This is a genomic window from Paenibacillus sp. J22FR83 (genome assembly GCF_059691955.1).
In genome coordinates this window covers 21,729-46,874 of the sequence record NZ_JCAUAM010000007.1, presented here as the reverse complement: position 1 = coordinate 46,874, position 25,146 = coordinate 21,729, and the positions used below count along the sequence as shown (strand labels likewise).

General features: G+C 45.5%; 27 protein-coding genes and 1 tRNA gene. 2 read left to right on the top strand and 26 right to left on the bottom strand.

What is annotated here, in order from left to right; genetic code table 11:
• Positions 1-107: 107 nt before the first annotated feature.
• The 18 genes from AC58PV_RS13965 to rpsF form a co-directional block, all read right to left on the bottom strand.
• Positions 108-1,667 carry a peptidoglycan DD-metalloendopeptidase family protein gene (locus tag AC58PV_RS13965; protein WP_497432838.1) on the bottom strand — a complete coding sequence of 520 codons (1,560 nt, stop codon included), beginning with the start codon at positions 1,665-1,667 and terminating at the stop codon, positions 108-110.
• 317 nt (positions 1,668-1,984) lie between these two features.
• Positions 1,985-2,659 carry a hypothetical protein gene (locus tag AC58PV_RS13960; RefSeq protein WP_497432837.1) on the bottom strand — a complete coding sequence of 225 codons (675 nt, stop codon included), beginning with the start codon at positions 2,657-2,659 and terminating at the stop codon, positions 1,985-1,987.
• 150 nt (positions 2,660-2,809) lie between these two features.
• Positions 2,810-4,096, bottom strand: coding sequence for an adenylosuccinate synthase (locus AC58PV_RS13955; RefSeq protein WP_497432836.1), 1,287 nt, complete (start codon positions 4,094-4,096; stop codon positions 2,810-2,812).
• A gap of 995 nt (positions 4,097-5,091) precedes the next feature.
• Entirely contained in the window at positions 5,092-6,465 is a 1,374-nt protein-coding gene (dnaB, locus tag AC58PV_RS13950) for a replicative DNA helicase (RefSeq protein WP_497432835.1), read from the bottom strand.
• Between the two features lie 111 nt (positions 6,466-6,576).
• The gene (gene rplI / locus AC58PV_RS13945; RefSeq protein ID WP_068666984.1) at positions 6,577-7,026 is read right to left on the bottom strand and encodes a 50S ribosomal protein L9; all 450 of its coding nucleotides are present in this window, start codon (positions 7,024-7,026) and stop codon (positions 6,577-6,579) included.
• On the bottom strand, positions 7,023-8,984 hold the full coding sequence (locus AC58PV_RS13940) for a DHH family phosphoesterase (RefSeq protein WP_497432834.1): 1,962 nt from the start codon (positions 8,982-8,984) through the stop codon (positions 7,023-7,025). The genes rplI and AC58PV_RS13940 overlap by 4 nt, the downstream gene beginning before the upstream one ends.
• An 18-nt stretch (positions 8,985-9,002) precedes the next feature.
• Positions 9,003-9,917, bottom strand: coding sequence for a DUF2232 domain-containing protein (locus AC58PV_RS13935; protein ID WP_497432833.1), 915 nt, complete (start codon positions 9,915-9,917; stop codon positions 9,003-9,005).
• Between the two features lie 6 nt (positions 9,918-9,923).
• Positions 9,924-10,235, bottom strand: coding sequence for a MazG-like family protein (locus tag AC58PV_RS13930; RefSeq protein ID WP_056622632.1), 312 nt, complete (start codon positions 10,233-10,235; stop codon positions 9,924-9,926).
• Between the two features lie 200 nt (positions 10,236-10,435).
• Positions 10,436-11,176 (bottom strand): tyrosine-protein phosphatase, encoded by a 741-nt coding sequence (locus tag AC58PV_RS13925; RefSeq protein WP_497432832.1) that lies wholly within the window; start codon positions 11,174-11,176, stop codon positions 10,436-10,438.
• Between the two features lie 36 nt (positions 11,177-11,212).
• The gene (locus AC58PV_RS13920) at positions 11,213-11,911 is read right to left on the bottom strand and encodes a GntR family transcriptional regulator (protein WP_497432831.1); all 699 of its coding nucleotides are present in this window, start codon (positions 11,909-11,911) and stop codon (positions 11,213-11,215) included.
• Positions 11,911-12,741 (bottom strand): carbohydrate ABC transporter permease, encoded by an 831-nt coding sequence (locus tag AC58PV_RS13915; protein WP_497432830.1) that lies wholly within the window; start codon positions 12,739-12,741, stop codon positions 11,911-11,913. Before AC58PV_RS13915 ends, AC58PV_RS13920 begins: the two co-directional genes overlap by 1 nt.
• A gap of 12 nt (positions 12,742-12,753) precedes the next feature.
• The gene (locus tag AC58PV_RS13910; RefSeq protein ID WP_497432829.1) at positions 12,754-13,713 is read right to left on the bottom strand and encodes a carbohydrate ABC transporter permease; all 960 of its coding nucleotides are present in this window, start codon (positions 13,711-13,713) and stop codon (positions 12,754-12,756) included.
• A 62-nt stretch (positions 13,714-13,775) separates the two neighbouring features.
• The gene (locus AC58PV_RS13905; RefSeq protein WP_497432828.1) at positions 13,776-15,068 is read right to left on the bottom strand and encodes an ABC transporter substrate-binding protein; all 1,293 of its coding nucleotides are present in this window, start codon (positions 15,066-15,068) and stop codon (positions 13,776-13,778) included.
• Positions 15,069-15,105: 37 nt separating this feature from the next.
• The gene (locus tag AC58PV_RS13900) at positions 15,106-15,945 is read right to left on the bottom strand and encodes a metallophosphoesterase family protein (protein WP_497432827.1); all 840 of its coding nucleotides are present in this window, start codon (positions 15,943-15,945) and stop codon (positions 15,106-15,108) included.
• 2 nt (positions 15,946-15,947) lie between these two features.
• A complete protein-coding gene (locus tag AC58PV_RS13895; protein WP_497432826.1) occupies positions 15,948-16,955 on the bottom strand; it encodes a metallophosphoesterase family protein in 1,008 nt (335 codons plus the stop codon).
• A 223-nt stretch (positions 16,956-17,178) separates the two neighbouring features.
• A complete protein-coding gene (gene rpsR, locus AC58PV_RS13890; protein WP_028557221.1) occupies positions 17,179-17,466 on the bottom strand; it encodes a 30S ribosomal protein S18 in 288 nt (95 codons plus the stop codon).
• Positions 17,467-17,491: 25 nt separating this feature from the next.
• Entirely contained in the window at positions 17,492-17,974 is a 483-nt protein-coding gene (ssb, locus tag AC58PV_RS13885) for a single-stranded DNA-binding protein (protein WP_057314905.1), read from the bottom strand.
• A gap of 34 nt (positions 17,975-18,008) precedes the next feature.
• Positions 18,009-18,296 (bottom strand): 30S ribosomal protein S6, encoded by a 288-nt coding sequence (gene rpsF / locus AC58PV_RS13880; RefSeq protein WP_057314906.1) that lies wholly within the window; start codon positions 18,294-18,296, stop codon positions 18,009-18,011.
• Between the two features lie 243 nt (positions 18,297-18,539).
• On the opposite strand from rpsF, the gene AC58PV_RS13875 reads away from it, so the two are divergent.
• Positions 18,540-18,731 carry a YjzC family protein gene (locus AC58PV_RS13875; protein WP_028557224.1) on the top strand — a complete coding sequence of 64 codons (192 nt, stop codon included), beginning with the start codon at positions 18,540-18,542 and terminating at the stop codon, positions 18,729-18,731.
• Positions 18,732-18,847: 116 nt separating this feature from the next.
• Here the strand turns inward: AC58PV_RS13875 and AC58PV_RS13870 are convergent, their stop codons facing one another.
• The 7 genes from AC58PV_RS13870 to AC58PV_RS13840 all read right to left on the bottom strand — a co-directional run bounded on the left by AC58PV_RS13870 (position 18,848) and on the right by AC58PV_RS13840 (position 23,944).
• Positions 18,848-19,702, bottom strand: coding sequence for a sugar phosphate isomerase/epimerase family protein (locus AC58PV_RS13870; protein ID WP_497432825.1), 855 nt, complete (start codon positions 19,700-19,702; stop codon positions 18,848-18,850).
• 281 nt (positions 19,703-19,983) lie between these two features.
• Complete coding sequence (locus AC58PV_RS13865; protein ID WP_497432824.1) at positions 19,984-20,430, bottom strand: hypothetical protein; 447 nt, start codon at positions 20,428-20,430, stop codon at positions 19,984-19,986.
• 726 nt (positions 20,431-21,156) lie between these two features.
• The gene (locus tag AC58PV_RS13860; RefSeq protein WP_497432823.1) at positions 21,157-21,606 is read right to left on the bottom strand and encodes a hypothetical protein; all 450 of its coding nucleotides are present in this window, start codon (positions 21,604-21,606) and stop codon (positions 21,157-21,159) included.
• A gap of 849 nt (positions 21,607-22,455) precedes the next feature.
• Positions 22,456-22,543 (bottom strand) — tRNA-Ser (locus tag AC58PV_RS13855).
• Between the two features lie 74 nt (positions 22,544-22,617).
• Positions 22,618-22,833: a DUF951 domain-containing protein gene (locus AC58PV_RS13850; protein WP_497432822.1), complete on the bottom strand. Its 216-nt coding sequence runs from the start codon at positions 22,831-22,833 to the stop codon at positions 22,618-22,620.
• Between the two features lies 1 nt (position 22,834).
• The gene (locus tag AC58PV_RS13845) at positions 22,835-23,689 is read right to left on the bottom strand and encodes a mechanosensitive ion channel family protein (RefSeq protein WP_497432821.1); all 855 of its coding nucleotides are present in this window, start codon (positions 23,687-23,689) and stop codon (positions 22,835-22,837) included.
• A 12-nt stretch (positions 23,690-23,701) separates the two neighbouring features.
• On the bottom strand, positions 23,702-23,944 hold the full coding sequence (locus AC58PV_RS13840) for a putative Se/S carrier protein (RefSeq protein WP_497432820.1): 243 nt from the start codon (positions 23,942-23,944) through the stop codon (positions 23,702-23,704).
• 97 nt (positions 23,945-24,041) lie between these two features.
• Here AC58PV_RS13840 and yyaC point away from each other — a divergent pair, with 97 nt between their 5' ends.
• Positions 24,042-24,665 carry a spore protease YyaC gene (gene yyaC, locus AC58PV_RS13835; protein ID WP_497432819.1) on the top strand — a complete coding sequence of 208 codons (624 nt, stop codon included), beginning with the start codon at positions 24,042-24,044 and terminating at the stop codon, positions 24,663-24,665.
• Here yyaC and AC58PV_RS13830 read toward each other — a convergent pair.
• Positions 24,640-25,131 carry a DUF4446 family protein gene (locus AC58PV_RS13830; protein ID WP_497432818.1) on the bottom strand — a complete coding sequence of 164 codons (492 nt, stop codon included), beginning with the start codon at positions 25,129-25,131 and terminating at the stop codon, positions 24,640-24,642. The genes yyaC and AC58PV_RS13830 overlap by 26 nt on opposite strands.
• Between the last annotated feature and the right edge of the window lie 15 nt (positions 25,132-25,146).

The following is a 25,146-nucleotide window of genomic DNA, read 5'->3' as shown; positions in this document are numbered from 1 at the left end:
TCAGCCCGTTATTTCCTACATAACTCTCCCTCATTTTAACATATATTTAACTAAAAAGAGACAAGGCCCCCGAGTTGTCCGGTTCGACCTTGCCTCTATTTTTCTAACTAGCGATTCAAATATTTCAAAGGATTTTCCAAGTTGCCGCTGCTGTGAACTTCAAAATGCAAATGCACACCAGTCGAGTCGCCTGTGCTCCCCATAATGCCAATTTTCTCGCCCTTCTCAACGATGGCGCCTGATTTCGTAGTAATTTGACTTAAATGTCCATAAAGTGTTTCATATCCGTTGAGATGGTTAATAATAATATAATTGCCATAATCTGATTTGTATCCCGTTTCAATGACTTTACCATTATCGGCTGCCATAATATTCTTGTTACCTGTGATGTCGATGCCCTTATGTAACTTGCCCCAACGATAACCGAATGTGCTTGAGATACTAGGCGAAATAACAGGCCATGCGAACTTCCCTGTACCTTCACCTTTGATGACTTTCGTCCCTTTTTTCACTTTGGCCGTGACGGGTTGATCAATAATTTCTTCATTCACGACTTGCTCTTCGGTCATAAGACCATCGACCTTCGTCACTTGAATGGTTACTTTCTTAAGGCCATTCTTTCCTGGTGAAATCGGTTGGACCACGCCTAAGCGCATCGAATCGTCTTTCACATACTCGGTATCGTATTGAATCTCTTGGTTCTTAACGATTTTCTCCGTTGTTTTCACAGAAAGGGTCGGTTTCAACACAGTAACGTCCAATTGATTCCCAATTTTAAGCTTATCATCTTGAATGCCTGGATTATTATCATAAATAAATTGCTTGGTGATACCTAATTTCTTCGCGATACAAGAAACACAGTCACCTTCAACAACCGTGTACTTCGCTGGTGCAACATCGCCAGTTTGCAAAGTTTTCACGACATCTTCTGGCTTCGCTAACTCCGTTGGATCGATAGGAACTTCCTCTTTATCAATCTTTTGAACGAATTCCACTTTTTCAAGCTCGGATGGTGCTGTTGAGATATCCTCACCTAGACCGGTAGATAAGGCAGCTACTTTTTCACTATTTTTCCCTTTGGGTGTAAATGGCTCGCTAACCTGATTCAGAATCTGATCGGCTGTCGCCTGATCCTTCACGATTGCAACTGTCTTGCCATCCACTTTCAGTGCCACACCCACAGGTTGCGGTAGGAGCAATTGATTCAAGGAGGAAATAACAGCAGAATCGTCCGTTTTCATATTGTAAGCCCTTTCAGACGTGTAGGTGATACCGTCTGTTTTGAGCACGACATGAACATCTGGAAAATCCTTCTGAATATCTAATGGTCTGTTCTTCTTATATTCATCAATTATCTTAATATCGCTTACGATACCCACTTCTTGATTGTTCAGCATCACATGATACACATCTTCCATGCCCGCTTCTACATACTGATGTCCGGTGAGCGTAATCGCACCCGTAAGTGCTATAACTCCTACGCCAAGTCCGAGAGACCATTTATGTCGCTTGATTACCGATAGTGTCGTGGATGTCGTTGCATCGACTGGCTGAACTTCCTCTAGCTGCTTGTCTGATAATGATTCATTTCCGGTCAAGCTTTCTCGCTTAGGCGTGAATCTCTTAACGAGATCCATGACAAAACGCATTCCCCTGAAACCTGTCATGATCTTCTCCCTTTGAACGGTCCTGCATCCCTAGAGTACAAACTCGTAGATACATAAATAAACCTTGATTAGACATAATATCCATTATGTTGTCTTTCTTTTGTTAAATTTAACACACTTTCCGTGCCTATTTCAACAAAATACTCGATAACCATGTGATAGATTCGTGTCCACCACCAAAAGAAGTCGCTAAAAGTCTATATTTTTGTTCGAAATCCCAACTAATTTACCTGCTAGTTATGAGAAATGACGAATAGGCATGAAACTTAGTAGGGAAGCTACGGAAGCAATCCATGGGTCAGCAACTCCCCTTTAACCTAGTACTTGTTTAAAATATCTGTTAATTGCGCTAGCTCCTTGTCGTTCAAATATTTCTTAAGTGTCGCATTTACTTCATCAAGCTCTTCCGTCGTAATCCCATTTTCCAGAATTCCGGAGAGTGTTTGCACCTCTGTCTGTGGCAGCTTAGCGACTACAAGTGAAAATATTTTCATTTTATCATCGCTGGAGAGGGCTTCTTTCTTCTTCGCAAAATCCTCTGTGGATATCACAAGCTCCTTCTTCTCGCTCTCCTCCGTTCGAGCGCTTCCCATCACGGCTATCGCCTCGTCCTGATTCGTTGTAGATGCACCTACACTGCTTGACGAACTAATACCGTCTACTGGTTGTTGATCATTCGGATTTGGACTTGAACTCGGGCTTGGAAACGCCCCTGACGGGTTGGGATTAGGAGTTGGCGATGGCTTCGTTGTAGGGGTTTCCCCTACTGCTGCCTTCTTCCCCCCGTCCTTCCCCTTAACTATATTCAGATCTTCCGCCAATCTTGACGCAAATTCACCAAATTGAATCTTTTTACCCATCGTGGGTAGCTGATACTGTCGAAATATATCCTCCACGTACATGTTTACGACATACCATGTTGTAAACATCGTAATAGATGTAATAAGGACGGTACTTATGACGATTTTACTTAACCAAGTTAATAGTTTCATATGCTTGTATCACTCCTAACATTGCTCACACACTAGATAAGCTTCTCTTCCCAGTATGGACGAAAAACCTGCCATTATATCCCTATAGGCAAAAGAAAAATCCCCTAAGCCGCATAAGCAGCCTAGAGGATTATTTATGTTATCTATGAATTAAGCGTAGATAGGACGAACCAGATTCGTTTGCTCACGGTTACGACCTACGGAGAAGATTGCGATTGGGATACCTGTCAGCTGAGATACACGCTCTACGTAGTGTCTTGCATTCTCAGGAAGATCGCTAAGCGTACGCGCTTCGGAAACGTCTTCTGTCCAACCTGGAAGCTCTTCATACACCGCTTCGCACTCGGAGATAGCTTTCAAGCTCGCTGGGTAGTGCTCAATCAACTCACCGCGGTACATGTAGCCTGTGCAAATTTTAACCGTTTCTAGACCTGTTAGAACGTCGATGGAGTTCAAGGACAAGCCCGTGATGCCGCTCACGCGTCTTGCGTGACGCACGACAACACTGTCGAACCAGCCAACACGACGAGGACGACCCGTTACCGTACCGTACTCGAAACCTTTTTCACGAATCCAAGCGCCAATTTCATTGTCCAATTCCGTTGGGAACGGACCGTCGCCGACACGTGTCGTATAAGCTTTTGCCACACCGATGATATTGTGAATCTTCGTTGGGCCTACGCCAGATCCGATACACACGCCGCCAGCTGTTGGGTTGGAGGAAGTTACATACGGGTATGTTCCTTGGTCGATATCCAACATTACGCCTTGCGCGCCTTCAAACAATACGCGGCGACCTTGGTCGATATATTCGTTCAGGATCACAGACGTATCCTTCACATATGGACGAATGATTTCAGCGTACGCCAGGTACTCTCTAAGGATTGGTTCCACATCAAGACCTGTTGAACCGTAGACTTGCTCGATCAATACGTTCTTCTCGGCAACGATACGACGAAGCTTCAATTCGAACTCTTCCGCATCCATCAAATCTGCGATACGAATACCGTTACGAGCAGCTTTATCCATATATGCAGGGCCGATCCCTTTACGTGTCGTACCAATTTTGCTATCGCCTTTACGATCCTCTTCCAGACCGTCAAGCACTAAGTGATACGGCATAATGACATGCGCGCGGTCACTGATGTTCAAGTTCGTTGTTGTAAAACCATTATCATGAATGTAATTAATTTCTTCAATGAGTGCAGCCGGATTAATAACCATCCCATTCCCGATTACACAAGCTTTATCTTTGTAAAAAATACCGGAAGGAATCATCGTCAGCTTGTACTTTTTCCCGCTAATAATGATGGTGTGGCCCGCATTGTTACCACCTTGATAACGCGCTACAACCTCAGCAGATTCCGCTAGGAAATCCGTGATTTTACCTTTACCTTCATCTCCCCATTGCGTACCGACAACAACAACCGTTGACATATGCACTTACCTCCGTACGGTGACAAGTCACCCATAATGAGCCGTTATGGCTATAAGACCACAGCGGAAAGTTGGACTTCATTAAAGCGCTAAAGCGTTCAGCGTCCAATACACTTTCCCTCTGGCGATTCTGGTGATGCAACTACCTCTATTCACTGCTACACGCGGCAACAGACAAGAGAGCTAACTCTCACTTACTCACCGCAAAGGAAGATCTGGTCTCTTCGGCAGTGATCTGCAGGAAGGAAACCTACCCTTCGGCATGAAAAAACGACCTTATTTCGAGTTACCTGCCTGAGGCCGGCTTGTCGATCAAGGTTTTTTCACCGTCTTTAGTGTAGCAGTCCCCCATGCCAAAGTCAATGAAAAACGAACGATTATAGGGGTGTCTGTATAATTGTTCGGATATTAGGCAAACTAATTCGATGCTGCCACTAAATGCAGGAAAACCTCTGTCTTTGCCCATTCCATATGGATTCTGTTCCCCATAAGATTCCTCTTACGGGGAATTTTTATGTCTATTTATTGAAAAAGGCAGATGCTTTCGGTGTACACGCGCTTACAACGCCCCCACTCGACTCTTCCCATCCCTTCAAAAGTGCAAAAGAGCACTTTTCGAATGGGTTTCTCCCTTCGTTATCAGAAATTGATGCATAAAGGCATCAATTTGGACTGATTTCAGGAAATTATCAAGAAATTCCTTAAAAAGGTTGCCTATTTGCACGTATTTCCCAATTTCACCCACGAAACAGCAAAAAAGGTTGTATTATTGCATTTTTGAGAGACTGGAGAGTGCGTATAATTACTCCAACATACCCACCATCTGCACACAACAAGCTGCTGCTTCCATGTCACCGCTCGACACACAATCCACATCATCCTCACTCCAACATCTACACTCAACTAGCTACTTTTTCCCTGTCATCGATGCCCCACGTTTGCTCTATGCCTACATTCCACCGGGACTCCCCAGCGAGACAACAAAAAAGCAGCCGTCAATACTGCGCGGCTGCTGCTTCTTGATGACTGCGATCCATATTCACGAATTTGTTGAATTGTTTCAGGAAGGCCAGCTCGACGGTACCTACCGGACCATTCCGCTGTTTGGCAATAATAATCTCGATGATGTTCTTCTTCTCGGATTCCTTATCGTAGTAATCGTCCCGGTACAGGAACGCTACGATGTCGGCATCTTGCTCAATCGATCCCGATTCCCGAAGGTCAGACATCATCGGACGCTTGTCCTGCCGCTGCTCAACGCCACGGCTCAGCTGCGAGAGCGCGATGACCGGTACATTCAGCTCACGGGCAATTTGCTTCAGTGTACGGGAGATCTCAGAGACCTCCTGCTGACGGTTGTCGCCGCCTTTGCCGCCACGGCCGGCAATCAGCTGCAAGTAGTCGATAAGGATCATACCGAGACCCTTCTCCTGCTGCAGCCGGCGGCACTTCGCCCGGATATCCGCTACCGTAATCGTCGGGGTATCGTCGATGAAAACATTCGCCTCGGATAAGGCGCCGATCGCCATCGTCAGCTTCTCCCAATCGTCTCCCTCTAGATTACCCGTACGCATCCGGTTCGCATCGACGTTCGCCTCGGCGCAGACCATACGCTGTACGAGCTGCGCGGCGCCCATCTCGAGCGAGAAGATGGCGACGGTCTCTTTGGCCCGGACGCCGACATTCTGCGCCACGTTCAGTGCGAACGCGGTCTTCCCTACGGAAGGACGCGCCGCAAGAATAATTAAGTCTGAGCGCTGGAAGCCAGACGTCATCTTGTCGAGGTCAATGAATCCTGACGGGATTCCCGTTGACCCGCCCTTATTCGAGTAGAGCTGCTCGACCTTCTCGAATACTTCCATGAGTACGTCGCGAATGACGACGAAACCACTGGAACTGCGCCGCTGCGAAATCTCAAGGATCTTCGATTCCGCCTCGCTGAGCATCGCCCCGACATCGTCCTCATTGGCATAGCCATTGGTGACGATCTGGGTCGCGGTCCGAATCAAGCGGCGAAGCATCGACTTCTCTTCGACGATTGCCGCGTAATAGTCGATATTGGCAGCGGTTGGTACCGCGTTCGCCAGCTCCGACAAGTACGTTACGCCGCCGATCTCTTCAAGCTGCTGCTTGTTTTGAAGCAGCGCCGTAAGTGTAATAAGATCGACTGGTTCTTGATCTTCCGCGAGCTCAACAATCGCCTCGAATATACGCTGATGAGCGCCGCGATAGAAATCATCGCTAGATATCCGCTCCATCGCGGTAATCAATGCATCTGCGTTAATTAAGATCGCACCTAAGACGGCTTGCTCAGCTTCTATATTTTGAGGCGGAACACGATCCATAAACATATTATCTCCGTTGCTCATGCTACTGTGCCCGCCTTTCATTTTCACATTTCATAGTGGAGCTAGTTTATGTCTACAAGAGAGAAGAGCCCCAGACTGGGACTCTTGTTCTCTACTTTTCCTATTCGTTTCTTACTTCTCTTCCGTTACTTGAACATTCACACTAGATGTTACTTCCGCATGCAGCTTAATTGGAACTTTCGTTACGCCTAACGTACGAATCGGTTCTTCTAGAACAATTTTACGCTTATCGATCACGATTTTATACTGCTTCTCAAGTACTTCTGCAATCTGTTTACTAGGAATGGCACCGAACAAACGTCCGCCTTCGCCAGACTTCGCTTTAATTTGAACAGTCATCTCACTAAGCTTCTCGCCTAATGCCTGAGCGTCTGCCTTCTCTTGATCCTTGCGGCGCTGCTCGGCTTTCTTCTGATTATCTAACACTTTGACTGTCCCCTGAGTAGCTGGAGCTGCAAGTCCTTGTGCGATTAGGAAATTCTGCGCGTACCCTTCGGATACTTCCTTCACTTCGCCCTTCTTACCTTGGCCTTTAACGTCTTTGAGTAAAATTACTTTCATTCGAAAAGTCCCTCCTCTTCCTGTATATCGGCTAGTACTTGTTTTAATCGTTTCGTTGCTTCTTCTAATGAGCAATCTGTTTGCGTCGCTGCATTGGTTAAATGCCCGCCGCCACCTAGTCGCTCCATCACAACTTGAACGTTCATTTGGCCTAGCGATCTTGCGCTGATTCCAATTAAACCATCCGGCCGTTCGGCAATTACGAAGGAAGCCATAATATTCGTCATATTTAACAATGTATCAGCAACTTGCGCGATCATCAACTGAGAATATTTGCGTGATGGCTCAGCAACTGCCAAAGCTACGTGTTCATAGATGGTCTCGGTATGCTTAATAATCTCGGAACGCTCAATATAAGAATCCAAATCTTCCTTCAATAACTTCTGAATAAGAGCCGAATCTGCCCCATTGCGTCGCAGATATGACGCGGCTTCGAATGTTCTAGCACCTGTCCGGAGACTGAAGCTCTTCGTATCTACAACAATCCCCGCGAGCAGCATCGTGGCCTCTAGAACCTCCATCGATAGCTTCTCGTTAATATATTGCAGCAGCTCGGTCACTAGTTCGCACGTAGAGGACGCGTACGGCTCCATATAGACGAGTGTAGCGTCATGGATGAACTCTTCACTCCTACGATGATGATCGACCACCACGACCCTGTGTGTCAGCTGTAGCAGCTTAGGCTCTGCGACCATGGAAGCCTTGTGCGTATCCACGACAACCGCAAGAGAACGCTGTGTCGTAATCGCCATGCCCTGTTCCGGTGTAATGAACCAACGATGCAGCCGTTCATCGGCCGAAATCGTCTCCATTACCTTCTGAATGGCCGGGTTCACACCCTCTAGCACGATATAGCCTTCTTTGCCGACGACTTGAACCGCCTTGAGTACACCAATCGCCGCGCCGATGGAATCCATATCTGCAAATCGATGACCCATGATGATGACTTTGTCACTATCTTTCATTAGATCGCGCAGTGCATGTGAGATCACCCGCGCTCTAACTCGCGTACGTTTCTCGACCGCGTTCGTTCTCCCACCGTAAAAGGACAATCGCTGCCCGACCTTCACCGTCACCTGGTCACCACCGCGGCCGAGCGACATGTCCAGCCCCATTTGTGCCATCTGACCAAGTTCAGTGAGCTGTTCAGCCCCTGATGCAATCCCAATACTAAGCGTGAGCGGCAGCTTATTCTCGATCGTCAGATCGCGGACATCGTCGAGTAGTTCAAACCGGGTTTGTTCTAACTGTCGCAACGCCTTCTGATCCATCAGGATCAGGAAGCGATCCGATGAAGTCCGGCGTAAATACAGTTGATTCTTCTGAGCCCATTCGGTAATTTCACCCGTGACCTTGGCCAACAGAAGGCTGCGTGTCTGATCATCCAGCCCTTGTGTCGCTTCCTCCAAATTATCCATCATCACGATACCAATCGCCGTTTTGCTATCTTCGTATTTCTTCGCCAACAGGGCTTGCTCAGTAATTTCACGCAGATAGAGGAGTCTCTCTTCGGGTTTGGATAACACTTGATAAATAAATTGGCCAACTTTAAGCTCTAATGTTTCGGCTTTGTCTTTCTTATTCTTGAGATCGGGGAAATAATCCAAGAGTGACTCACCAATCACCGAGTCTTGCCCTAACATTTTCGCTACAAAAGGATTGTGCCACTCTATGCGTTTCTCTTCATTGTATAAAATAATGCCGATCGGCAGCCCGCTCATGACTTCATTGCCAGCTTTTTTCACCCGATGGCTTATCGTCCCGACGTACGTATTCAAATCTTTGCGGAAAGCGGTCTCCGCTTGCAGCGTAAAATACGCCATTGCTCCACAGAGTAAGAAAGCCGTTAGGCCCAACCACCATTTGAACATATAGATAATGGCTGTCAAGACAATGAGTAGAACAAACATCCACACAATATGCTGACCGTGCCACCGCTTCAAAAGGAACTTCGGCATTCGAACTAGCCCCTAATCCTATAAATTTTTCTTAAACCGTTCACGGATTGGAAACGCAACATCAAATACCCCTAATAAGCTGTAAACGAGAAATAGTGGAGGCATAAAGATTAGAATGATAATAGCCACAATAGGCAAGATCGGTTTCCATTTATTCGCATGAGCCACAAAGAACAAAAAGCCTATCGCTTGAACCGCGAACACGAGCATTAATAGCGGCATCGCATTCATCAGCAGTGTTGAAATGAGCGAGCTTGCATCGGGCTTTGAGAATAAATCTAGGACAAAGGCCACTAAATAAATCCAAACAAGTGATCTTTGCAGCTTCCATTCTCTCATTGGGCGCAAACCAGGGATACCTTCTCCCGTTTTGTTCAAGAACCACCGCGTTACGCCATGCGTCACAAACGTAATGAACAGCGCTACGAAAATCAAATACAACGGAATAACTTGCACGATGAATCCAACGTACCAGTCCTGATCCTTAGGTAAAATATCCTGAATGCTACTCGGCATCGTTGCAATACTATCTATCATGAATTGCTTGAACTTCGCAACCGGGTCAAGACCTAAAGCAAATCCTAGCAGCAAGCTTAACAACGACTCCGCCAAGACGGTAACAATACCCGCAGTTAATACGGATCTGGCTGGCGCTTTACGTTTGTATAGGTTCCCCATCACTAACACAGGAGGTAGTATGAATAACGCAATCGTTATTAAATAGAGACCTATCCACTGGGTAAGTACGTAGACAACGAGCAGACTGAGTACATAACTTAGGATGAAACGTTTCGTACTTGTTTTGACATATAACATAAGAACGGGTACCAACAGAAAACTACATGTAAAAATAATAAATGGTGTCATCAGCGATAGCAATGAAATAATCATAACAACGCTCCAAATGACACTCTGCCAACTTCGATTCCCCAACCGGGCTCACCTCTTACGTAAATGTTCTTCGAGCGATGAAATGTCGCCATACCAGTCCTCAAGTTGATGGCCCTCTTGGCGGTGTTTCTTCATTTTCTCAACAATAGCTTCGTCCAAACTGCGATAAGAAATCCCCAGTCTCCGGCCTAAAATATATCCGCTCGAAATCAAACTGGCTAACCCATCGACCATCTTAACATGACTACCTTCCCACATGCCTTTGAGCAAGTGAGCAACATGATCTACGACTTCTGTTTTGAGCCACTCAATGACTTTGGCCCGTCTGGCTAGGTCAACTTCTTTATCCCTATTCAGCAACCGTCATCACTCCTCATCTCAGCAGAAACGATATTGATCAATTATACCACAAAAAGGTACTAGAAAAGAAAGCCTCTAATCCAGCACCCTGTAGCCATAGAAAAAGACAGCTGATCTTGACAGCTGCCTGGTTGGTGAATTGTATGTTTTTAGAAAAAATGGAACGAAATTAGAGGTGGAGATTGGAATTACGCCCTCCCTCAATTGATAAGTAATTGTTCTTTCAACGCTAGAATTTGCTCTTCAGATAACCCTATCGTTCGTAAGTAGTTCTCTGCGTTGCCGTACTGAAGCTCCAAATGAGACAACAAACTCACCATGTAAGCAGGGTCACAACCTAAGAAGCTCTCGTACATATCATCAGGCACATTGGCTGGTTTCCCCTTACGCAATTCCTCCATAATCGGCGATATACAAGCATTCGTAAGCACATAATCTTCTAAAATTGTTTCATGTGGAACATTTCCGAGGTCCAATAATAAGGCCGAAACAACACCTGTCCGGTCTTTACCTGCTGCGCAATGAAAGAGGCTTCCGTCTATACTCCCCTCTGCAAGCAATGTGAAAACTCGCAACAACTGGGCTTGTGAAGTTTCAAGCAAGCTAATGTATAAATCACCTAGATTGCGAATCTGTGTAAGACCCGATGTGGCTGGGTTGATCAAGCTTACATTGTGATAGCTCACTTGCTGGGAATCTGCGAACACGTTCCTTTTTTCCTCAAGCTCATGCGCATTTCGCAAATCAATAATCGTCCTTACCCCTCTGTCCACTAGTTCTTGTTGGCTGACTGTGCTCAGTTTGTGCAACCCATCCGCTCGAAAGAATACGCCCCAACGCGTCATTCGCCCGTCCTTAGTCTTGTACCCGCCTAAATCACGCAGGTTATATGCGCCTTCAACCTGTAGAACGCGCTGCTCATTAGCCATATGTGTCGTCATCCTTATTCCTCCGCCTTCATGCCTATTTTATGTCGATCAAATATCGAATTGTCTCAATTGCCCATGCAAAATCTCATTCACTTCATAGATCGCTTCTCTCGCATCCTGAATGTTCCCTTGCAGCAGCGCTTCATAAATGCGGGTGTTGATCCTTCTCCCCTGTCTCGGGTTAGATAGAGACTGCGGATTCATCGTCCGATAAGAAACGACTTTGCACATATATTTGCCTTTAATCTGCTCTAGGATCTGCATCATGTTCTGATTGTTAACGGTAGTTAGAATCGTCTCTATAAATAACAAGGAACTTTCGTAATAGAGCCAGTGGTCACCGTTGTCTGCCGCTTGAATTTGACGATCCAGATGGCCTCGCAATGATGCCAAGTCAAAGGTAAGCCCTCGCTTTTCGGCAACATCGCATACATAAATCTGCATCGAAACCAACACTTCAAACATGTCGCAAAACTCTTTGAACGAAATATTTTTAACAAAAACGCCTCGGCCCCGGACCGACTCCACGAATCCTTCTTGCTCCAATAAGGAAATAGCCGCCCGAATCGGTGTCCGACTCATGTTCAACTGATCTGCCAATTCATTCTCTGACAAAAGGGTACCAGGCAAATAATTCGCATGGATAATCTGATTCCGAATTTCTTGGTAAGCTTTCTTTTCTAGTGATGGTTTAGCCACGCTTTTCGTAGGAAGAAGATGCCCTGGATGTGTAAATAATGAACTCATTAACGCAAACCGCCTTTGACGAACGAATCAATAATTTGACGCTGCAGAATAAAATAAAGCAGAAGAATGGGCAAGCTTGCCATCGTTGTCGCTGCCATCATCGGTCCCCACAGATTAGCGTCTGTGGACATGAACGACTGTAACCCGATTTGGAGCGTGGCGTGCTCCGGTTTGTTCGTGACCAACAACGGCCAGAAATAGTCATTCCATGAGGAAATGAACAATAGCACGCCTATAGAAGCAATCGATGCACGTAAATTCGGGAAGATCGTACGCCACAGCACGCTCCAGTCGGAAGCTCCGTCCAGATGAGCAGCTTCAATCAATGTTCGCGGGAACGATTTGAACGTGTTGTACAGCTGGAGTACCGCGAATGCGGACACGACGTTAGGGATGATTAACCCCATTAAGGAGTTACGCAGCCCCCAGCCGCTAATAACCACATAATTAGGAATCATGATGACCTGAAACGGAACCAGCCATGTCAATGAAATTAAGCCGTAGAAGAAGCCCTTGCCGCGGAAATCCCAGCGCGTGAACGCATATGCTGCCAGTATACTCGTCAGTAATTGAGCTGCTGTTTGACTAATAGCCACGATAATGGAGTTCGTCATCATATGAGCCATCGGAATAGCGTGCCATGCCTGTATGTAGTTATCGAACGTCCAGTGTGTAGGAAGCAGTGACGTGGAGTACACTTCACCCGCAGGTTTAAAGGATGTGTTCAACATCCAATAGAATGGGAAAATGGCAAGAAAGCTAAGCAATATCAGGACGGTATGTTTGCCAACAGTTGCGCTGCGGGATCCATTCAATCGCGAATTCTTCATGGAGCTCCTCCTTTAATTGTCGTAAAACGAGAGCTTTTTCGATAGTTTCATGAACCCTAATGAAATAAGCCCCGAACCAATAAACACGCATACAGCAGCTGCCGAGCTCCAACCTACGGAGAACGTTTTGAACCCGTACGTCCATAGCAAGTAATAAATGTTTGTTGTTGAATTTAAAGGTCCTCCCTGCGTCAAGACATTGACATAAGAGAAACTCCATTCTGCAGCAAACAACGTGCTAAGCATCGCCATAAACATAATCGTAGGTGACAATAGCGGTAACAGCACATGCCAAATAATTTGCCAACGATTCGCCCGATCGATTCTAGCGGCTTCTATGTAATCCTTATTGATCCCGGTCATCGCCGCTGAGAAGATCAATGTACTGAAGCTGAGCAGCTTCCAACCCGTGATGAACGTGATTGACCAGATTGCCCACCGCTCGTCGGTGAAGAATCGTATCGGTTCTTGAATGTGCAGGACAGCCTGCAACGTTTTATTCAGAATACCGCCCATCGGGTTCATAATCCAGTTCCACACAGCCGATACCGCAACAGGTGCCATGATCATCGGTACGAAAATTAATGCGCGGTACATATTACGGGTACGCTGCCCAATGTTGTCTGTCGAGATCGCAATCAGCAGCGGTAAAATAAGTGAAAATGGCATAACGCCCACCGTGTAAAATAACGTGTTCAATAAGGCTCTACTCATCTCGGGCAGTGTAACTAGCTTCTCGAAGTTATCCAGCCCCATAAATTCCTTCGGTGATGTAGGCAGCATGTTCCACTCGTAGAAGCTGAGTTGAAAGGTCTCGATTAAAGGACGATAGATCCAGAATCCAATCGAAACCATGACCGGCAACAAATATAAATAGGGGATCAACTTTTTATAGGGAAACGGTCTTTTTACCCGCTGCACCGACTTCGGACGTGCCTTGGAAACCGTCCTCGTGATTGCATTGCTATTCATGGTATCCCTCCTGAATGTGGGAGAAGACAGAAGGATATGACCACCTCCTGTCTTCACACCAATTATGGCATTAGAGATTGCGCACGTTTCTGAGCATCCTGCATGATGGACGTGGCATCTCCCGAACTTTGAATTGATTTCTGCACGCCTTCGAGTAAGATCGTCTCAATTTGACTCCATTTCGAACCTGGATAGGATACCCACGGCTGTAAGCGAGTAAGCTGGTCTAGGTTTGGCTTCACTAACGGATTGGCTGCGACCCAATCTTTCAAATACTTCGGATCTTCAACAATAGCTGGACGAAGTGGCAGGTAACCGATTTTGGACGTAATGATCGTGTACCCTCGCTCACTCGTAACAAACTTAAGGAACTCCCACGCTGCTTGCTGTTTCACTTTATCATCCGACAACACGAACAATGCGCTTCCTGAGTTTACAGGTGTTGTAGGTTTACTTCCGAAAGAAGGCATCTGTACAGCTTTCAGGTCCCAGCCTCCCGCTTTGGAAGCGCTGAGCAATGCGCTCTGTAACGCGCTCGTATACAGCAACATGCCGACTTTCGATTCGCTGAACGCTTGAATCACTTCGGTGTCGTTCATCTTGTCGCTTGCGCCGCTTTGGACGAGATCCTGCCACATCTTGATCGCACCGATCGCTGCGGGTTCACCGAACTGGATCGTCTTGCGATCATCCGATAGGACCTTGCCGCCGTTGCTGCCGATCAAAGCCTGAACGATCCAGTCCGCTCCGGCAGCACCGCCTACATGCACACCCGATGCTTTCGTTTTGGCCGCGATCTGCAGCGCATAAGTCTTCACTTCCTCCCATGTTTTGGGAGGGTGTTCCGGGTCAAGACCCGCATCCTTGAATAGCTTCGCGTTATAGAATAAGACCGGTGTACTGAATGTAAAAGGAAGTCCGTAGGTTTTGCCCTTCAATTGGCCTAATTTCAGTCCATTCGGCGAGAAGCCTTCGAAGTTTTTCTTCAGCTCTTCAGCAGGCACGATATCCTCCAATGCCTTCGCATTGTAGTTCTGAACGGCATAATCCAAGCCATCGAATACGAGCTGTGCTACGTCAGGTCGTGAACCAGCCGCGATATCCGCCTGTACCTTCGTATTAATTTCCGTAGAAGATACCGGAATCGCATCAATCTTAATGTTCGGATGGGCAGCTTCGAATTCCGTAATCAGTTGCTGCGTGCCTTCCTTTTGGCTAGCAATCGCTAAGTTGTAGCTATAGAAAGAAATCGTAACCGGACCGGTTGAGGCACTCTCCTTGCCATTTCCACATGCTGCAGTTACCAGTACAGTTAATGAAAGCAACATCATGATCTTTGTTTTGGCTCGTGACATGTCACAGCTCCTTCTTATTAGTGTTCTATAGGTAGGATTAGGCCTCAGCATGAATCTTGGTTACATTCAGTTCATAGAGCAAGCGCTGCTCACCAGGAAGGGTCATGGGTTGTACGCTCATTTGCGCATTCTTCACTGTAATCAAGTTGTAGCCTGATCTATTGATGAAGCGCATGTTGCTCGAAGCTGACGGATCGAGACCGAAAGCCAAACCATCTGCAGCCGCACACAAAATACCACGTAACGTCCCGACATTATGATAATGAATGTGCCCGGACAGTAAACCAATTACATCGCTGCCTTCGATGACGTTTGCCAAATCCTGCGGATTTTCTAGCAAGTGATCATCCATGATATCCGTAGGTGTCTTCACGACTGGATGGTGGTGGACAATAATCGTGCCCGATGGTGCAGGTTCTGCCAGCAAGCCCTTAAGCCAAGCAAGTTGCACTTCATCAAGCCTCCCCCCATGGGTACCTGGCACTTGCGTATTTAACATCACGATGCGAAGACCGTTGGACATGAAGCTATAATAATAGGACTCGTTCGAAGGCTCCTCCTCTAAGTAACCCTCACGGAAGGGCTCACGGAAATCATGGTTACCCAATGCGACATGAATGGGAATACCGAGAAGCGCCGCTTCTTCATCTATTAGTTTTTTAAGGAAACGATAATCTTCCAAATCTCCGTCATGCGTCAGATCTCCGCTAATGACCACGAAGGATGGTTTCGTCTCCAATGTGCGAATTTCGGCACAAGCAGCGCGCAATTTATCCGACATTTCGATGCCGAATAATGGTTTCTTTCCAGGTACGCTAATGTGAATATCCGTTAAATGAATGAAGAAAATCGGTTCCATTGTAGTCACTATTGTCATTGTTAGACACTCTCCCCGTGTACGTGTTGATGTGGCTGATAAGATGTTAGTTCATTGACACCATCAAGATGAATAACTCGGTATGTAGGAACGCCTCCACGCATGGTTACCCATAGTACGACATTCTCATCCCCCGGATTTGACCCGTCCCCATGTGCAAGACCACCTGTTCTACCCAGCTGTATGAACTCGGTATGGCCTACTCGAGAATACTCCATCGCATGCAGGTGCCCAGCAAAAATAGTGTAAGCGCGATTCCCTAGCATCTGAATGAGCTCTTGATATTCATCGCTTTCTGATTTCCAACCTGGTTTATGCATGTTAACGAAGGTCCATTTAACATCTGCATTGTTTGCCAATACGCGTCTAAAGTAACCCAGTTGCTCCTCACCAAGACTCAGCTTGATCTTGCCGAAGCTCTGTAACTCCTCAGGCGAAAGTCCCTCCTTTAATTCATTAACAAAAGCACTCATATATTCATTAGCGCGTTCAGGCTCGCGCTTTACATCCGCTGTTACGCGCTTGATGATGTCGATGAAAGCATCTGAGAACTCATCAGGTGTTTTCTCTGTATTTAAGGAAAGGAACAGCGCATCCCCTACACGAAACGCGTAGTAGTCCAAGCCTTTACGCTCGCGCCATACCTCTGCCATCATCGCATTGCCATAGTCGTGATTGCCGATGACGGGGAAGAAAGGTAGTCCCATCGCGGCTATTTTACCGTCAATCTCATCCCATTCTTGATGCGTGTCCGCGGCGTTGTTCCAATAGCCTTCGATCAAATCACCGACCGCCAAGACAAAGTCAGGCTTCAAATCCTTCACCATGTCCAGCGCCTTCTCAAATACTCCCTCTGTCGCCATTCCACAGCGGTCCCCCATCACAACGAACGAGAAGTCTTCTCCCAGTTGACTAGGCATGCTCCCAAACCAAGGGCGTTTCTCTGTGGCTACTAGCTGATCCTCAAAGATGGTTACGTTCTTCTTTTCATCGAGCTGTACAGTTGGCATGGTTCCTATCTCCCTTCTATTGGTGAAAGCTTGTTCTTATCCTCAGTATGCAGGTTGTATGTAAGCAGAATATTAGCGTGATTTGTAGTTATTATTAATCTAGGTGTCTTGGGTATGGTGGTGGCAAAAGAAAGCGAACGCAAAAAAGCGAGCCCATAGGGGCTCGCTTCTCGTTCCTAATAAAAAGAGCAACCGGTCGCCCGATTGCTCTTTAATCCGAAACCTATTCCGTTGTGTAAGGAAGCAACGCGATTGTACGGGAACGCTTGATAGCGATCGTCAAAGCACGTTGGTACTTAGCGGAAGTTCCAGTTACACGTCTAGGAAGAATCTTCCCGCGCTCACTGATGAACTTTTTAAGAGTCTCGATATCTTTATAATCAATGTGCTTGATTTTGTTTACTGTGAAGTAACAAACTTTACGGCGCTTGCCTTTACCGCCTTTGCCACGAGGAGCAAATTTGCGATCAGCACGATCATCACCATTGTTGTCTCTTTTTTGGAAAGCCATTGTGTCTCTTCAGTCCTTTCTACGTTTAAAATGGCAAATCATCATCGGAAATATCGATCGGTTTTCCGTCATCTATGAAAGGATCCTGCTGCTCGCGCGATCCACCGCCACGATTGCTGCTTCCGCCGCCGCTATAGCCGCCTGCATTTGCATTAGAGGATCCGCCTTCTTCGCGATTCCCGCCGCCGCTTGATTCAAGGAAACGAACATTATCGGCAATAACTTCGGTCACGTAAACACGCTTTCCTTCATTGTTGTCGTAGTTACGCACTTGAATGCGCCCTTCAACTGCTGTCAAACGACCTTTACGCAAGTAATTCGCGCATGTTTCGGCAAGCTGCCTCCACGTGACGATATTGATAAAGTCCGCTTCACGTTCTTTCGAGCCACCGCTCGTGAAAGGACGGTCTACAGCAAGTGTGAATTGGGTAACTGCTACCCCAGCTGGTGTATAACGAAGCTCTGGATCTCTGGTCAATCGACCGATAAGAATGACACGGTTCAACATGGAATAACCCTCCTGACGAAAATACTGGCATTGATTAAGCTACGTCGTTTACGATTAAGTGACGAATAACTTCGTCCGAAATCTTAAGTACGCGATCAAGTTCAGTTACAACAGCAGGTTCTGCGTTGAAGTGTACAAGCACGTAGTGCCCGTCACGGAACTTATTGATCTCATACGCAAGACGGCGTTTACCCATCAGGTCATGTTTGGAGATTTCTCCCCCACCGTTCGAGATGATGCCTTGAAACTTTTCAACCGTAGATTGAACAACTTCTTGCTCAACGTCAGTACGAATGATGTACATCAATTCATATTTGCGCATGTATTTCACCTCCTTTTGGACTAAGCGGCTCCTATTCAAACTTGCTAGGCAAGTGAAGGAGCAAGGAGCGAGGATTCTTTTTCAAAACTCGCACCTGAATACTATAGCAAATCGCGCGATAAATTACAAGTTTCGATATTACGTTTTTTGAAAGAGGAAGCTGGTAAGAAATGAATGACATGCTCGGACGAATTAAGGGCAATCTAACTATGATTGTTATTCTAATCAAGAGGTGATTCAGTCATGGGTGAATGGACACATTTTAATGAAGGCGATCATGTTCCTAACGATGGTGAATATATGGAAATTGGCGAGAATGCCTTCCATATGGGGATTAACAATCCCAAGACAGTTACATTGAGAAAAGGTGACACTTTTCCGGCAACAAGCAATCATAATCGCAAATGGCATAAAAAAGGCGGCAAGCGGATGTAGCTTCTTCTATTTAAACGTTTGAAAGGCCGTCCCAACAGTCGTAACTGACGGAGGGTCGGCCTCTTCGAATTTATTATCTCCTACAAAGGTATGGCACTATTGATCATTACTTCATCTTACAATTGGCCACTAGCGAGCTTCTGAGCAATTTGAAAATCATGCTGTAGACGTTCGAATCCAGATCCCTGCGTATGGCACTCCAACGTCACCCAGTTCTTATAACCGATTTCACGCAGCGATTCAAACAATGCGCTATGATCCGCTTCGCCCTTACCCAATAGACAAGGCACGAAACTTTCGATGCCTCTGTGAGTTCTGTTCGTGAAAGCGCCCGGCTCGCTGCCATCCGAGGTTCTGCGTTCGTCTTTGACATGCACGTGCTTCAAATGCTTGCCCAGCTTCTTCACCGATTCATACCCATAATCGGTATCTGTAATGTACATGTTCCCTGCATCATGGATAAAGCCGATTCTATCCGTCTTCACGAGCTGAAGAAGCTTCAGCGCATCGTCTGCCGTCTCGACGAGGGATTCGTTATGCAATTCCACCAGCACGTCCATATTATATGCCTTCGCTTCTTCGGCGCAACGCTCCAGCCAATAGGCGGCCTTTGCGTAATGGTACTCTTGTGCTAGGAATGCATTCGGTCCTCCCGTCAATACGCGCATCATGGAAGCTCCCAATTGGTCAGCTGCCTCTAGCAAGCGCCGGAAGTCATCGAAAGTCGCGGAAGCTTCCTGATCGCTAATCGTCGAGAATCTGCCTGTATAGCTGGCTATAGCGGGAATAGCAAGCTGCAATTCTTCGGATAATGCGCGCAGTTCCTTCAGTCGGCTTCTGCTCGTCGTCGGTGACAGATGATGATCGCGGGCCGCAATCTCAATCCCGTCTAAGCCCAATTGCTTCGTTAACCTCATTGCCTCTTGCATACTATGGTCCATTAACACACCGCTAAACGCTGCGAATTTCATTAGCTAGACTCCCTTCCTTCAACCAGAATAGCCGTATTAGATAACCGGTTCATCTGGATATGGTCTGTTGCCAGGTAGGGTGGGTGTCCACTACTTAACGTCAATTAGAACGCTCCTCCACCTGTAATTGCCACAATTATAGCAATTTCTTACAAGGTGAAGTTGACGTTTCTTTCGAACTACTTTTACATATTTTTCGTTCCAAAACATTCCCATAAAAAAAGCAGCAGGCTATTTTATAGCCCACTGCTTTTCTACTTTTACCGCCATCGACCAGTCGCTTATTTCTGAAATACACGCTTCTCCGAGATTTTTCCATCGCTAAAGAATACAATCTCCGCGTAATACCCCGGCTGATTCGTAATAACATACTGGTACGTCTTCTTCCCGTTCTCGTCCTTAACTAACACACCTTTCGTTCCTGTCTGTTTTACCACTTCATCATAAGTGGACGTCAAGGTGATCTTCTCAATTTGTTCCTTCGTTATTGGCGAAGGTGACTCTGCCACGCCGCCACCTGTAGTTCCCTTTGGCGTAGATGTAGGTGCTGCTGTCACAGCTCCTCCCCCACTCGTCCCACTAGGCGTCGCTGAAGCCCCTGCTGAGGGCTGTGCCGTCTCGCTTACTGTTGGACTAACTGTTGGGCTAACTGTCGACGTATCGTCCTTCTTAGCGCAGCCTGAGGCCATCACAGCAATCACTGCCAGGGCTAACATCCATTTTTTCATTTATCTCGTCCTCCTACATAGCTATTAGCCATAATCTAACTGTTAGGTTGCTTCGATTCTTTACTTTCTATCCCTCCCCTTTTATATAAACCATAAATGCGATGTCGAAACAGTTAAATAAAAAAGCCGCCCATATCCCCGAAGGATATAAACGGCTTTCATCTTGTATGTTCTGGTACGGAAAGAGTGGGAGTCGAACCCACGCACGCCTCGCGACGCCTAACTGATTTCGAGTCACATTTTTCCGTTTGTTTCACGTGGAACTAACTCCCTATTATTCAACAATTTGCTTACGATCACATATTTGACTTACGTACCTAACTTAATCATATCAATGTGTTTTCATATGGAAATGTAGCCGAGATCTCCCTACGTGGTACAACTTAAAAGGATACGTGTGAATATTCATGCGGTAGCATGTATTAACGTGAAAATTCCGTCGTTATGTGGTTCTTCGTTTAGCGCCAGGGAATAGCGCAGAGACTCTGCAATAATACGCACTTACTACAATCTCACTTTATCGCAAATTTCCAATATTATACTATTGAATGGGCCGGTCATAGTTCATATAAACACAAAAATAGCGTCACCCCACTGCGATTAAGCAATAAGATGACGCTCTTTTCAATCGCGCAATAAGTACTCACAATTTTTATTACGATAGCTGGCTGTTACGTTTACGTCGGTGACGCTACTTTTTATGAATTTTATTCATTTATAAAAATATTAAGATGGAATGACTCTAACCTTAAACTGAGTTGACGGTGAGTAATCAGCGGAACTATGTGGGAAGACCATTAAATACACCTTATCACCTGGATTAACCGGAGCATAGCCATTTGTATCAATTTGTCCGGCTCCTTGATCACCTACATTCGTCCCATAAGAAAAGCCAGAACTAAATTGAAATCTAGTATATAAATCATAGTTTAATCCCGATGGAGATTCTAACTCGATGTCAACACGACTAAATGTTTGGCCTGTGGTATTTGTCCATACAAACCAATCAACGTCTGAGCTATCATATATAGTATGGTAAGAGTATGCGTATGGGATTAGAGGCATAGCAGTGTCCATTGTGTCGGCTTGATAATCTGTTGCAAAAGCAGCTTGGGATGTCGTAAAAATACTAACAGCTATTATGCTTGCAGAGATTAACTTTTTAATTTTAAGCATTTATAATTCCCTCCAGTGTATACGTCCTGGGAACTGGCCAGTTAACCCTAAAATAATATACCATTATTTTACATTATAAAAAATAGTTAAATAGTACTATTTTGGAAATAACTAGGATATAAAATCGCTATATAGAAATCTGAATCTTGTACTATTTTCTTAAATTTACTCAGCAGGCATTCCCTCAGCCTTCTTCTAGTCCGGAGCTCTTAACAGCCGTTTTAGCTCGTCTGCTCTTAGTAGTTAAACACCGTATCAATGTCCTGGCGCATTGGAGATAGATTTACGGCCCGATTATGCTCCATAACCACCACTGAGTAGAGAATGTCCTTAGAACGCAAATGCGGACGTTTACGGAGAACGCAGCTAACCCTACCTCATCTTTACTGAATTCGGATTTAAACAGTTGCCCCTATTAATAACCTTTTTCTTTTGCGCACAAGGAACATAATAGCGCAATATTATCGCGGTATCGTCTTGTACTGATATTTCTCCGTACTCCGCGGTAACCTATTCGATGAAATGGTCCATAATCTCTATATATCCACGAAGAGTACGTTCCTTATAGTTATGTGGGCGTTTAATCCTCATTATGTAATCCACTACTTCCCGCAGCGTGTAACTTGCCAGATAAACGTCAGTTAACGGCTGGCAATCGAACACCTGCTTTAATCCCTCGCTTTCGTCATTACGATCACCTATCCACATAAACAAAAAACCTCCTACGTTTAATTTAACGGAGGAGGTTTTTGATTAGTTAGGTGTGAGCGAATCAGCTAACGTTAAACGTGCTGCTTACGTCACACTATCGCACTGAAAACGTCAATGCAACGGGCTTTTAAAAATGTACGGAAAGAGTGGGAGTCGAACCCACGCACGCCTCGCGACGCCTAACTGATTTCGAGTCAGCCCCCTTGGACCACTTGGGTACCTTTCCAAGAAATGAGAACAGGACTTATTGTATCAAAAAAGTCTGTCTCTCGCAAGTACTTTCCTATTTTTTATGAAAAGTTAGCTCGACTCTTCTTCTGTCACCGCATTGCTGCGCAATATTTTTTTGAGCTTGCTCTCGAACTTCGTTCTTGGCACTAAGACACTGTGCTTACAGCCTACACATTTAATCCGAATATCCATCCCCATTCGAATAATTTCCATTTCATTTGTACCGCATGGATGGGGCTTTTTCATTTGTACAACATCGCCAAGTTGGTATTCCTTCTTATCCATCTTAGTTCCCCTCCACCTTTTCTTGTTTGATGCCATGGGTATCTAGATACTTCTTAATTTCTGCATTTAGAATTCGCCCGACTTCACCTTGTTTGTTCGGCGTACATTCCGCAATCACCCGTATCTTCAAATCGGTAGTACCAACCATCTGCACACCAAGCACTTGTGGGACTTTAACGATATTCTCTGTGCGCTCATACACTTCAGCGACAACTTCATTTAATAAGACTATCGCACGATCAATATCAGCGTCATAAGCGATAGATACATCAACGATCGCAATCGAATTATACGTGGAGAAGTTGGTCACTTGTTTAATGTTTCCGTTAGGGATGATGTGAACCTCACCGGTCCAGCTCTTGATCCGAGTCACACGAATGCCTATTTCCTCAACAGTTCCTTTGAATTGATCTATCTGAATCACATCGCCAACACCGAATTGATCTTCAAAGATAATAAAGAATCCTGTAATTACATCCTTCACCAAACTCTGTGCTCCGAAACCTATAGCTAGCCCAAGAACACCTGCTCCCGCGAGTAATGGGCCTAGATTCAATCCTACTTGACCCAAAATCAACATGATAGCAACTAGATTTACTGTATAAGCGATAAGATTATGTATTAGGATAGAAATCGTATTCGATCTTCGTCTATCAATTTTGAGCGGTGACTTCTCTCTCGCAATGACCATATGATCGATGGTTTTGTCAGCAACCTTGATGACAACTCTAGCAATGACATAGATAAGTACAATTTTAATAGCGATCCAAAATATCGAGGCAATAATCTCAGGTTTACTCACATGCTCCTGAATCCAATGCATCAAATCTTCGAAATAATGTGTTTCAAAAGCCACTAGTAAGCCTCCTTACTTTTCTACTATGGTACCATATCCATCTTCTTTTTTAAAATAAATGCCTCTGATCTCAACGTTCTCGCTCTCTATAATCTCTTGAACTCGCATAATATCTGCTCCTGGGAATTCAATAGAAAGCGCGCATCCTGCTGTAATTTCTTTCGGCGTAGGCCTGATATCGATCTCAATATCTGCGTATTCTAACAACATCTCAGCTCGTAGTGCTTGTTGAGTAGAATCGAAAGCTAGCAACATGATAGAAAATTCCAGAGAAACCTCTCCTCTCTACGTATAAATGTGCCTCTCTCTCCATATACTAGTAAAAAAAGATGGACTACTTTGGAGGGATATCATGAAATTCAACTTTGGATTTGACGGCGATAAAACCCCAGTACAAGAACCTTTGAAAATTCAACATACCGATTCCAACACGCCTCATCTTCTCGCCAAGCATTTGCAATCCATTTTCAGTAAACTACCAACCTATCAACCTATCGTCGTCATTTGCGTAGGAACAGATCGTTCAACAGGTGATGCGCTCGGACCTCTCGTTGGCTCTCATTTAAATCGTACGACCACACTTCGCAATCTTCATTTGTTCGGCACCTTGGATGAGCCTGTTCATGCTATGAATTTAGCCGAAACCGTTGATAACATTCATAAGCAATTTCAGAACCCCTTTATCGTTGCTGTCGATGCCTGCTTAGGGCAAGTTGCCAGTGTCGGCTGCATTCAAGTCGCTCATGGGCCACTCAAACCAGGCGCCGGTGTCAATAAAGATTTGCCTCCTGTTGGTGATATTCATGTTACTGGGATTGTTAACGTTGGCGGCTTCATGGAATATTTCGTCTTGCAAAATACGCGGCTTAGCCTCGTCATGAATATGGCGACTGTCATTGGCGATGCCCTCTACGCTTCGATAAGACGAACTCAATCCTTTGCCCCAAGTGCTACGACTGCTTTAAAGTTTGAGTAAGTGTTTCCTTCTCTTCTGGACTTAGCGTATAGCTAGATTGCCCCTTTGCGATTGGCTTTGCATATACATACATTTGCTCTCGACTATGTATGCCTGTAATGATCACACCATCTTGCTCTTCGTTTAGCATCGCCAACGAGAAACTGAGATCACTACCGCCTTCATTGAAGGCGTTGTAGCGACGAACTTTTATATTCGATGTCATCTTCTTCATGGACTGATGAATAGTCGTTATTTCGGTCGAAGCCTTTACGGATTCGGCCTTTTGCTCGTTTAGCGCATTCTGCATGTCCATGAGCAACTGCTCCATGTTCTCCACACTTGAGCCATTTATCATCCGTGTGTATCGTTTCCGCAAGGATGATAATCGAATTGAAATAATGATAACCAGAATCAACAACACTAGAATGAATGCAAAACAAACTAACATTACGTATTCTGCATTCAAGCCAAACAGTTCCCCCATGCCTTAACCCTCTTT

Bases quoted from the DNA above. Each gene is read 5' to 3' on its own strand.
- rplI (WP_068666984.1), bottom strand. From the start codon at position 7,026: ATGAAAGTAATTTTACTCAAAGACGTTAAAGGCCAAGGTAAGAAGGGC.
- AC58PV_RS13895 (WP_497432826.1), bottom strand. From the start codon at position 16,955: ATGCCAACTGTACAGCTCGATGAAAAGAAGAACGTAACCATCTTTGAG.
- AC58PV_RS13940 (WP_497432834.1), bottom strand. From the start codon at position 8,984: ATGCCGAAGTTCCTTTTGAAGCGGTGGCACGGTCAGCATATTGTGTGG.
- AC58PV_RS13910 (WP_497432829.1), bottom strand. From the start codon at position 13,713: ATGAATAGCAATGCAATCACGAGGACGGTTTCCAAGGCACGTCCGAAG.
- AC58PV_RS13875 (WP_028557224.1), top strand. From the start codon at position 18,540: ATGGGTGAATGGACACATTTTAATGAAGGCGATCATGTTCCTAACGAT.
- AC58PV_RS13965 (WP_497432838.1), bottom strand. From the start codon at position 1,667: ATGACAGGTTTCAGGGGAATGCGTTTTGTCATGGATCTCGTTAAGAGA.
- AC58PV_RS13920 (WP_497432831.1), bottom strand. From the start codon at position 11,911: ATGAGTTCATTATTTACACATCCAGGGCATCTTCTTCCTACGAAAAGC.
- AC58PV_RS13915 (WP_497432830.1), bottom strand. From the start codon at position 12,741: ATGAAGAATTCGCGATTGAATGGATCCCGCAGCGCAACTGTTGGCAAA.
- yyaC (WP_497432819.1), top strand. From the start codon at position 24,042: ATGAAATTCAACTTTGGATTTGACGGCGATAAAACCCCAGTACAAGAA.
- AC58PV_RS13900 (WP_497432827.1), bottom strand. From the start codon at position 15,945: ATGACAATAGTGACTACAATGGAACCGATTTTCTTCATTCATTTAACG.
- AC58PV_RS13865 (WP_497432824.1), bottom strand. From the start codon at position 20,430: ATGAAAAAATGGATGTTAGCCCTGGCAGTGATTGCTGTGATGGCCTCA.
- ssb (WP_057314905.1), bottom strand. From the start codon at position 17,974: ATGTTGAACCGTGTCATTCTTATCGGTCGATTGACCAGAGATCCAGAG.
- AC58PV_RS13830 (WP_497432818.1), bottom strand. From the start codon at position 25,131: ATGGGGGAACTGTTTGGCTTGAATGCAGAATACGTAATGTTAGTTTGT.
- AC58PV_RS13840 (WP_497432820.1), bottom strand. From the start codon at position 23,944: ATGTTGCTAGCTTTCGATTCTACTCAACAAGCACTACGAGCTGAGATG.
- rpsF (WP_057314906.1), bottom strand. From the start codon at position 18,296: ATGCGCAAATATGAATTGATGTACATCATTCGTACTGACGTTGAGCAA.
- AC58PV_RS13960 (WP_497432837.1), bottom strand. From the start codon at position 2,659: ATGAAACTATTAACTTGGTTAAGTAAAATCGTCATAAGTACCGTCCTT.
- rpsR (WP_028557221.1), bottom strand. From the start codon at position 17,466: ATGGCTTTCCAAAAAAGAGACAACAATGGTGATGATCGTGCTGATCGC.
- AC58PV_RS13925 (WP_497432832.1), bottom strand. From the start codon at position 11,176: ATGACGACACATATGGCTAATGAGCAGCGCGTTCTACAGGTTGAAGGC.
- AC58PV_RS13850 (WP_497432822.1), bottom strand. From the start codon at position 22,833: ATGGATAAGAAGGAATACCAACTTGGCGATGTTGTACAAATGAAAAAG.
- AC58PV_RS13870 (WP_497432825.1), bottom strand. From the start codon at position 19,702: ATGAAATTCGCAGCGTTTAGCGGTGTGTTAATGGACCATAGTATGCAA.
- AC58PV_RS13905 (WP_497432828.1), bottom strand. From the start codon at position 15,068: ATGTCACGAGCCAAAACAAAGATCATGATGTTGCTTTCATTAACTGTA.
- dnaB (WP_497432835.1), bottom strand. From the start codon at position 6,465: ATGAGCAACGGAGATAATATGTTTATGGATCGTGTTCCGCCTCAAAAT.
- AC58PV_RS13860 (WP_497432823.1), bottom strand. From the start codon at position 21,606: ATGCTTAAAATTAAAAAGTTAATCTCTGCAAGCATAATAGCTGTTAGT.
- AC58PV_RS13955 (WP_497432836.1), bottom strand. From the start codon at position 4,096: ATGTCAACGGTTGTTGTTGTCGGTACGCAATGGGGAGATGAAGGTAAA.